The organism is Cellulosimicrobium cellulans (genome assembly GCF_001722485.1).
Lineage (GTDB): Bacteria > Actinomycetota > Actinomycetes > Actinomycetales > Cellulomonadaceae > Cellulosimicrobium > Cellulosimicrobium cellulans_A.
This window is the reverse complement of sequence record NZ_LWGL01000128.1, coordinates 1-9,424: the sequence shown is the minus strand read 5'-3', so window position 1 is coordinate 9,424 and position 9,424 is coordinate 1. Positions and strand designations below refer to the sequence as shown.

5 protein-coding genes are annotated in these 9,424 nt (G+C 76.4%); 1 reads left to right on the top strand and 4 read right to left on the bottom strand.

The genetic code is table 11. The features are described 5' to 3' along the window. The 4 genes from JZ5iCDA_RS12965 to JZ5iCDA_RS12950 all read right to left on the bottom strand — a co-directional run. On the bottom strand, window positions 1-835 hold an 835-nt coding region (locus JZ5iCDA_RS12965), incomplete at its 3' end, for a glycosyltransferase (RefSeq protein WP_069387560.1). Next, on the bottom strand, window positions 832-1,665 hold the full coding sequence (locus tag JZ5iCDA_RS12960; RefSeq protein WP_069387559.1) for a polysaccharide deacetylase family protein: 834 nt from the start codon (window positions 1,663-1,665) through the stop codon (window positions 832-834). The genes JZ5iCDA_RS12965 and JZ5iCDA_RS12960, both read right to left, overlap by 4 nt. Then, window positions 1,662-2,465 carry a hypothetical protein gene (locus JZ5iCDA_RS12955; RefSeq protein ID WP_069387558.1) on the bottom strand — a complete coding sequence of 268 codons (804 nt, stop codon included), beginning with the start codon at window positions 2,463-2,465 and terminating at the stop codon, window positions 1,662-1,664. Before JZ5iCDA_RS12955 ends, JZ5iCDA_RS12960 begins: the two co-directional genes overlap by 4 nt. Then, window positions 2,462-3,772 (bottom strand): hypothetical protein, encoded by a 1,311-nt coding sequence (locus tag JZ5iCDA_RS12950; protein ID WP_069387557.1) that lies wholly within the window; start codon window positions 3,770-3,772, stop codon window positions 2,462-2,464. The genes JZ5iCDA_RS12955 and JZ5iCDA_RS12950 overlap by 4 nt, the downstream gene beginning before the upstream one ends. Window positions 3,773-4,058: 286 nt before the next feature. On the opposite strand from JZ5iCDA_RS12950, the gene JZ5iCDA_RS12945 reads away from it, so the two are divergent. Beyond that, the gene (locus JZ5iCDA_RS12945; protein WP_069387556.1) at window positions 4,059-9,254 is read left to right on the top strand and encodes a LamG-like jellyroll fold domain-containing protein; all 5,196 of its coding nucleotides are present in this window, start codon (window positions 4,059-4,061) and stop codon (window positions 9,252-9,254) included. Window positions 9,255-9,424: the final 170 nt, after the last annotated feature.

The following is a 9,424-nucleotide window of genomic DNA, read 5'->3' as shown; positions in this document are numbered from 1 at the left end:
GTGCCGCGGCCCCGCCCGCCCGGTCCGTGCCCCGCAGGTCCGCGCCGCCCGCGTCGCCCGACCCGACGGGCTCGCCGGCCCCGGTCGAGCCCGCGGCCTGGACGAACTCGGCGTACCGGTGCATGAGGCGCTTCTCGCCGGCACCGTAGGCGTACGCCTGCCGGCACACCTGCCACAGGCCGTCGCGACGGCGCACGTGCAGCACGATGTCGGGCACGAACACGAGCTCGTGCCCGGCGAGCTGGACGCGCAGGCAGAAGTCGTCGTCCTCGGCGGTGCGGGCGCCCTCGTAGAAGCCGCCCACCTCGTCGAACACGGCGCGCAGCACGCCCATGTTCCCCGAGCCGGCGGTGACGAACTGGGGGAGGAACGGCTTGACCGTCAGCCCGTGCGCCTGCGCCGTCCACGACACGGCCGACCCCGCGTCCGCGTTGAGCAGCGAGCCCTCGAACGGCCCGGCGACGAACTCGTGCTCGTCGAGCGCGCGGCGCACCGCCGCGACCCAGCCGTCCCCGACGCGGTCGTCGGCGTCGCAGAACGCGACGCGGGGCGCGCGGGACTGCCCGACGCCGATGTTGCGCGCCGCGCTCGGGCCGCGCCGCGCGGACGCGTCCACGAGCCGCAGCTCCGGCATGCGCTGCGTCCACGCCCGCACGAGGTCGGCCGTGCCGTCGGTCGAGCCGTTGTCGCAGACGAGCACCTCCCACGGCCACGCGGGGCGCTGCTCGAGGAGCGCCTCGAGCTGCGTGGGCAGCGTCTCCTCGGCGTCGTAGGCGGGGATGACGACGGACAGCTCCGGGGCCCCGGGCACCGGGGCCTGCGCGGGCGCCGTCATGCGCGCGCCATCCGCTCGCGCGCCATGCTCTTCACGCGGCGGTAGCGGCCGAGCAGCTCGCCGACGGTGCGCTCGGCGTACCCGTCGGCACGGGTCTCCTCGAGGATGCGGCGCAGCACGTCGGCGCGGTCGAACGCGGGCAGGCGCTCGCCCGGCCCGAGCGTCTCGGGGTCGGCGCGCGTGTCGTGCAGGAGGACGATCGCGCCGGGGAAGACCGACGCGACGGCCCGGCGGGCGACGGCCTCCTCCTCGTCGTGCACCCAGTCGAACGCGTCGCCGGACCAGATGACGGTCTCGAGCCCGAGCCGACGGATCCCGAGCGCCTGCTGCAGCGTGTGCGCGCCGTACGGCGGCCGGAACAGGCGCACGCGGCGGCCCGCGACGTCCTCCACCGCGGCGCGCGCGTCGCGCACGGACGCGACCGCGACGCGGTCGGGCAGGGTGACGAGGGAGCGGTGGTCGCGGCCGTGGAGCGCGAGCTCGTGCCCCTCGTCGACGATCCGGCGGACGATGCCCGGGTGCCGGCGCGACGGCTCCGACAGGACGAAGAACGTCGCCCGCGCGCCGTGCTCGGCGAGCGTGTCGAGCACCGCCGGGGTCGACGCCGGGTCCGGCCCGTCGTCGTAGGTGAGCGAGAACACGCGGTCGGCGGTGTCGACGCAGAACGTGCCGAGCGGCGTCGTGAGCGGCGAGGGCAGCAGGCCGCGGGCGTAGGCGACGCCGCGGAACGCACCGGCGGGCGGTGCGTCGCGCTCGATGTCCCGGCGTCGGACCACGAGCGGCCGCATCCGCCGCCCCCGCGGGACGGTGGTGGGCGTCGCGGCCGTCACGTGCGCTCCCCGTCGAACGTCGCGAGCCGCTGGGCGGCCACGGGGGACGTCGCGGCCTCGTCCACGAGCCGCGCGCGCAGCGCGGCGGCGGCCTCCTCGAGGCTCACGCCGAGGACGTGGTGGAACGACCAGTCGTCGTCCGGGTCGAACGCCGGGTCGAGGGGGCGGGGCCGCGGCGCGGGGTCGTTGCCCGTGACGTCGCCCGAGTCGAGGAACGGGATGCCCGGCGTGCGCGGGGCCAGCGTCTCGAAGTCGGTCGCGACGAGGCGGCCGTCGAGCAGCCAGACGTTGTGCGGCTGGAGGTCGCCGTGGAGGTAGCCGGCGGAGTAGACGTCGAGCAGCACGTCGAGCGCCCACACCGAGGCGTCCAGCCGCTCGGCGCGCGTCATCGTCCGGCACGCGAGGTCGAGGCGGTCCTCGTCGCGCAGCCGCGGCACGGTGAACCCGCGCCGGTGCCAGCGTGCGACGGGCATGCGCCACGGCCGGTCCCGGAACAGGTCGTCGCTGAGCCGCTCGGCGGCGAGGCCGAGCCGGCCGAGCTCGGAGCGCGCGAAGTACTTGCCGACCGTCGGCTCGCCGCGGGTCGTCGTGTAGACCGTGACCGCGTAGTCGGTGCTCTTGACGAACGTCGACCGCACGGGGCACCCGAAGATCCGCACGAGCTTGGCGCGGCCGAGCACCCGGCTCGTCAGCGTGCGGCGCACGCCCGGCTCCGGGCGCACGTCGCGCCCCACGGGGGCGCCCACGCGCTCCGGCGCGGAGATCTCCGGCGCGAGGGTGCCGGGCTCGGGCAGCGTCATCGGCCCACCCGGCGGCGTACCGCCCGGACGCCGTCGCGCGCCCCGCGGTACGTGCGGCGCAGCAGCTCCGAGCGCGCGGCGAGCTCGCCCGCGCGCGAGCCCCGTGCCGCCGCGACGAGCTCGGTGCGCGCCCGGTCGACGGCGGTCGGCTCGACCGTCGTCAGGGTCAGGCCCGCCACGAAGGCGTCGTTGCGGTGCACGCCGCGGTCCACCGTGCGGGGGACCGTGTAGCCGTGCCCGGACAGGAAGCCGTCGAGGACGCGCGCCGCGACGGCGTCGGTCGTGATGTCCGCGGCGAGGGCCGGCGGCAGGTCGAGGTCGCGCGCGAGCGCGCCGAGACGCGGCACGTACGCGGGCTTGACCGCCGGCTTCTGCACCTTCGCGTGGTAGAGCAGCGAGAACAGGTGGTCGTCGGCGCGGGGGACCGCGAGGCCCTCCGGGGTCCACGTGCGCCGGCGCAGCAGGTCGTCCTGCCAGCGCACGTCGAGGTACCCGTCGCCGACCCACCGCACGTCGAACGCCACGGGGACGCCGCCGACGGTCGTGCCGAAGCGCGCGCCCGTGCCGTCGTGGTCGAGCGGGCGCGCGTTCAGCAGGGCCGCGAAGTCGGTCTGGTCGCGGGCGAGGACGTCGATCTCGGGGTCGTCGGCGAGCACGCCGGGCAGGCCCTCGAAGTTGCGCAGCACGACGTACTCGCTCGCGCGGCGCAGGAGCGCGGCCAGCTCGTCGAGGTCGGCCCACCCGGCGTCGCCGACGAGGTCGGCCTCGAGCGTCTCGCGGGGGTGCGCGGCGTGCGGGTCGCGCGCGAGGATCTCGTCGAGGCGCTCGGGCCCGAGCAGCAGCGTGGTGTCCCGGAAGAACTCGCGCAGGTTGTTGCTGGAGTGGACGGTGTACCCGCCCGCGAGCCGGCGCGCGGACGCCTTCACCTGCGCGACGTGCACGTTCGTCAGCTCGACGAGCCCGGAGACGTTCTGCCGGTACGCGTACCGCGGCTCGGGGTCCTCCACGACGACGAGCAGGAACGGGTCGGCGCCGACCTCGAGGTGCTTCGGGGACGTGCCCCACAGGCTCTGGCCGTAGAGGCGCTCGAAGTTCGTGACGACGCGGTCGGGCGACCAGCGCACCTCGACCTCGGCGAGCACCTGGAAGCGCTCGCGCAGGATGTCGAGGATCTCGGGCTCGCGGTGCCGCGCCCCCGACCACAGGGCGACCAACTGCAGGTCGCGGTCGTACTGGTGACGGAACCCGCCGAGGCCCTCGTCCCAGCGCAGCTCGTAGTCGCTCGGGGTGAACGTCGTGACGTCCACGGCCGGTGCCGTGGACGTCGCGGGTGCGTCGGCGGAGGGCCTGGCGACCGTAGCGGTCCGTTCGCGCGCCATGCGTCCTCCTGGCTCGGGCGTGAGGTCCGGGCGGACCGGGAGACATCAAGGTACGGCCGGCCCCGGAGCGGGAAGAACCTCTCGAGCGGGTGAACTTGGGCTGAACGGCTGCCTCCCGGCGTGTCGGGGTGCTTCCATTCTCGGTAGACGGAGCACCGCAGGGGGACACGCGCCGTCGCCCCCGAGCACCGTCGAGCAGAACCGGACCGCCCGCATGGCACCGAGCCCCCAGACCCACCGGCGCACCGGACTCCAGCGCCTCACCGCGGCCGCGGCGTCGGTCGCCCTCGTCGGTGCCGTCCTCGTCGCCTCGTCCGCCCCGTCACCGTGGTCGGTCCCGGACGCGGTCGCCGCGCAGCCCGAGGTCGAGGGCGACGTCGCGCCGGAGGCGCGGGCCGTCGGCGGCGCCACCGGCCAGGACGTGGCCGCCACGTTCCCCGCCGAGCACCGCGGTCCCGGGCCCGCGTCGCTCGTCGCGCGCTCGCTGTGGTGGCGCTGGACGGCGCCCGCCACCGGCCCCGTGACCTTCTCCACGGCCGGCAGCGAGCTCCCGACGACGCTCGAGGTGCGCGAGGGCTCGGCCGACGGGCCGGTCGTCGCGAGCGGCGACGACGACGGCGACCTCTCGACCTCGCGCGTGACGTTCGACGCGCGCGAGGGCGAGGAGTACCTCGTCGAGGTCGGGGCGCAGGACCCGGACGGCGGGCTGCTCACGCTGTCGTGGCAGCCCGAGCCGCCGGCCGCGGACGCCGCGCCGGACACCGCGGCCCCGGGCCCGCAGGCCGGGCCGGAGGCGGGTCCCGAGGCCGGCCCGGAGGCGATGACGCTCGCGGCGGCGGACATCCCGATCGCGGGCAACACCGGCGAGAAGCCGCAGTCGAAGGTGTGGCGCGCGCACGGCACCTGGTGGGCCGTGCTCGCGTCGACGTCCACGTCCCCGGTCGGCACGTGGGTGTGGCGCTACGACGCGGCCGCCGCCACGTGGACGGCCGTGACGCGCGTGTCGAGCCGCACGGACGTGCGCGCCGACGTCAAGCCCCACGGCGACGCGGTCCACGTGCTCCTGCACGGCCCCTCGACGTCGCTCGTGTCCCTGCAGCACGTGGCGACGTCGAACACGTACGCCCCGTGGTCCCGGCGGACCACCGCGACGTCCGTGTCCCTGCCCGGGAGCGAGACGGCGACGATCGACGTCGACTCGACGGGGCGGATGTGGCTCGTCGCGGACACGTCCTCGTCCGTCGTCGCGCGGTGGAGCGACGCCCCGTACACGACGTTCTCGTCGCCGGTCACGGTCGCGAGCGGCATCGCCGAGGACGACATCGCGCTCGTCACGCGGCTCGGCGGCAACCGGATCGGCGTGCTGTGGTCGAACCAGCAGACCGAGCGGTTCGGCTTCCGGACGCACGCGGACGGCGCGAGCCCGCAGTCGTGGACGGCGGACGAGGTGCCGGCCGGGTCGTCGGCGCTGAACCTCGGCAACGGCATGGCGGACGACCACCTCAACGTCGCCCTGGCGTCCGACGGCACGCTCTACGCGGCGGTCAAGACCTCCTACGACACCCCGTCGGCGACGACGATCGGCCTGCTCGTGCGGCGGCCGTCGGGCGCGTGGGACCGGATCCACGAGGTCGACCGGCGCGGCACGCGCCCCACCGTGCAGATCGACGAGCAGACGGGCACGCTGCGCGTCGTGTACACGGCGAGCGAGCAGCTCGACGACATCCTCGAGAAGGTCGTCCCGCTGGACGACCTCGACTTCTCCGGAGGCGCCGACGTCGTGCTCGACGGCGCCTACAACAACGTCACGGGACCGAAGGACCAGGTGCCCGGCGAGACGCTCGTCCTCGCCGCGTCGTCGAGCACCGCGGGGGCCGCGCGGCTCGCGTGGACGCACCCCGGCGCTCCCGTGGCGTCCGACGGGACCCTCGCGACGACGCGGGGCACGCCCGTCGCCGGGACGCTGGAGGCGTTGGGCGTGCGTGCGGGCGACCGCTACGAGGTCGTGTCCGCGCCGGCGTCCGGCACGGTCCAGGTGACGGACCCCGCGACCGGCGCGTTCGTCTACACGCCGCCGGCCGGGTTCGTCGGCGCGACGTCGTTCACCTTCCGCGTGGGCGCGGGGTCCGTGTGGTCGAACGTCGCGCGGGTCGACGTCGCCGTCACCGACGAGTCGGGACTGCGCGGACGCTGGGAGCTCGACGAGGGCTCCGGCACGCTGACCGCCGACGCGTCCGGGTGGGGCGGGCAGGGCCGGCTCTCCGGCGGGGCGTCCTGGGTGCCCGGTGTCGCGGGCTCCGCGGTCCGCCTCGACGGGTCCTCCGGCCGCGTCACGGTCCCCGACGGGCCCGCCCTCGACGTGACCGGGGCGCTGACGGTGTCCGCGTGGGTGCGGCCCGAGCGGGTCGCGACCCAGTACGTGGTCAAGAAGGCCGTCGGCTACGAGACGGACGGCTACGAGATCGGCCTGTCCAGCGGCGGCCGCGCGTACTTCCGCGTGAACCAGGCCTCGAACGGCAACGCGTACCGCGTGGAGTCGACGTCGCCGTACCCGAGCGACGGCCGGACGTGGGTGCACCTCGTCGGCGTGTTCGACGGCGACCGCGTGCGCCTGTACGTGAACGGCGTCCAGCAGGGCTCCGTCGCCGGACCGGACGCGGTCGAGGCGAACGACCTGCCGCTCGTCCTCGGCGGTCAGACGGACGGCGCGTACCCGCTGCGCGGCGCCGTCGACGGCGTCCGGGTCTACGGCCGGGGGCTGTCGGCCGCCGACGTCGCCGCGCTGCACTCCGGCACGACGCCGCCCCCGGCCGCGCCCGTCGCGCTCCCCGGGTCGGCGAGCACCGTCGCCGGGACGCCGGTCACGGGCGTCCTCGGCGCCCAGGTGCCGTCCGGCACGCCGGAGTTCCAGGTCGTGACCGGCCCGTCCTCGGGCACGCTCACCCTCACCGGCCCCACCACGGGCACGTACACCTACGCGCCGCGCGCCGGCTTCGTCGGGACGGACGCGTTCACGTTCCGCGTCCGCGCGGGCGGCACGTGGTCACCGCCCGCCACGGTCTCGGTCGCCGTCCTCGCCGAGGCGGGGCTGCGCGGGTCCTGGTCCCTCGACGAGGGCTCGGGCACGGTGACCCGCGACGCGTCGGGGCAGGAGCTCGACGGCGCGCTGTCGGGCGGGTCGTCGTGGGTCCCGGGCGTCTCCGGCTCCGCGGTGCGGTTCGACGGCTCCACCGGCCGCGTCACGGTCCCCGACGTCCCGGCGCTCGACGTCTCGACGGCGCTGACCGTCTCGGCGTGGGTGCGGCTCGAGCGCACGGCCACGCAGTACGTCGTCAAGAAGGCCGACGGGTACGAGGTGGACGGCTACGAGCTCGCGATCGCGAGCACCGGCCGACCGTTCTTCCGGGTCAACCAGGCGAGCGGCGGCAACTCCTACCGCGCGGACGCGCGCACCGGGCTGCCCGCGGACGGGCGGACGTGGGTGCACCTGGCGGGCACGTTCGACGGCGACCGCGTGCGGCTCTACGTCGACGGCGTCGAGGCCGCGTCCGTCGCGGGCCCGTCGGCCGTCGCCACGAACGCGCTCCCGCTCGTCCTCGGCGACCAGCCTGGCGGCGGCTACCCGCTGCGGGGAGCGGTCGACGACGTGCGCCTCTACGACCGGGCGCTCACGGCACCGCAGGTGGCCGCCCTGGCCGCGTCGTCGGACACCGCACCCGGCGCGCCGGGCGGCACCGCGCCGGCCGACCCGACCGCACCGACCGACCTGACCTCGCCGACCGAGCCGACCGCGCCGATCGACCCCACCGCGCCCACCGAGCCGACCGAGCCCACGGACCCGACCACCGGTCCCGGCGCCCCGTCGGAGCCTCCGGCCGAGCCGGCCGAGCCGGCCGAGCCGGCCGAGCCGATCGAGCCGACGGAACCGTCCGTGCCCTCCGAACCGCCGGCCGTGGACGACGCCGAGCTCACGACGACCAGCGGCACGGCGGTGGAGGCCGCCCTCGTGGTCACGGCGCCGGACGGCAGCGGCGACGGCACCGGGATGACGCTCGAGGTCGTCGGGCCGCCGTCGGCCGGGACGGCGGAGGTGCTCGACGCGGCGACCGGCACGGTGCGCTACACCCCCGCGCCGGGCAGCGTCGGCACGGACACGTTCACCGTGCGCGCCGGCGTCGGCGGCACCTGGTCGGAGCCCGCGACCGTGACCGTGCGCGTGCTGCTCGCCCCCGGCGCGCAGGGCGCGTGGGGCTTCGACGAGCCGTCGGGCACGGCCGTGCTGGACGGCTCGGGCTGGGCACGCACCGGCGCGACGTCGGGCGGCGTCACGCGCGTGCCCGGCGTGACGGGGCCCGCCGTGCGCCTCGACGGCGCGTCGGGTCTCGTGACGGTCCCCGACGCCGACGGTCTCGACCCGCAGGAGGGCCTGACGGTCTCGGCGTGGGTGCGGCCGGAGCGCGTCGGGACGCAGTACGTCGTGAAGAAGGCGCAGGGGTACGAGGTCGACGGCTACGAGCTCGGGCTCGCGGGCGACGGCCGGGCGTTCTTCCGCGTGAACCAGGCGTCCGCCGGCAACGCGCACCGCGCGGACGCGACGTCGCGGTACCCGGCCGACGGGCAGCGGTGGGTGCACCTCGTGGGCACCTACGACGGCTCCCGGGTGCGCCTCTTCGTCGACGGCGTCGAGCAGGGGTCCGCGCCGGGACCGGCGGCGGTCGCGGCCAACGACCTGCCCCTGCTCGTGGGGAACGAGCCGGGCGGGGGCTACCCGCTGCGCGGCGCCGTCGACGAGGTGGCGGTCTACGACCGCGCGCTCGCGCCCGCCGACGTCGCGGCGCTCGCGGCGGCGGGCGTCGGGGTCGCCGCGGTCGGGCTGTTCGCGCTCGGGGACAGCCCCACGGTCACGCCCAGCCTCCACCCGACGGACCCGCTGACCGTGCTCGCGCAGGCCGCCCCGCGCGCGACGGCGGCGAGCGGGGAGCACGCGCCCGTGGACGGCGCGGCGACGCTCGCGGCCCTCGCGGCGCAGGGCTGGACGTGCCCCACGGAGCTGCCGGACGGCGTCACGGTCGCCGCGGTGCGCGACGATGGTCACCTCCTGGAGATCGACCTGCGCACGCCGACCGGCGAGGCGGTCGTGCGCGAGCAGCCCGGCGTCCTCGACCGCACGGTTCTCGAGGGCGTCGGCACGTGGGACGTCGACGGGCGCAGCGTCCACGTGCTCTCCGAGGAGCCGTGGCACGTCGTGTGGCAGGCCGGCGACACCGTCGTGGACGTCGTCGCCGACACCGAGCAGGACGAGGTCGCCGACCTCGTGGCGAGCTTCCCGGCCGGTGACTACGATGCCGGGGTCCCGGCGCGCATCTCCCGGGGCTGGACGACCATGACAGGAGCGCTCGGCACCTCATGACCGACCCCTCGAACGGCGGGGACGCCACCGGTCGTCCCGACGACGCCGCCCCCAACCCGTTCGCGCCGCCGGGGCCGGGGAACACGACCTTGTGGTCGAGGCCGCGCGGACGCAGGATCGTCGACTCGAACGTCTCGAGGAACTCGCGCCGTGCGCTCGTCAGCATGTCG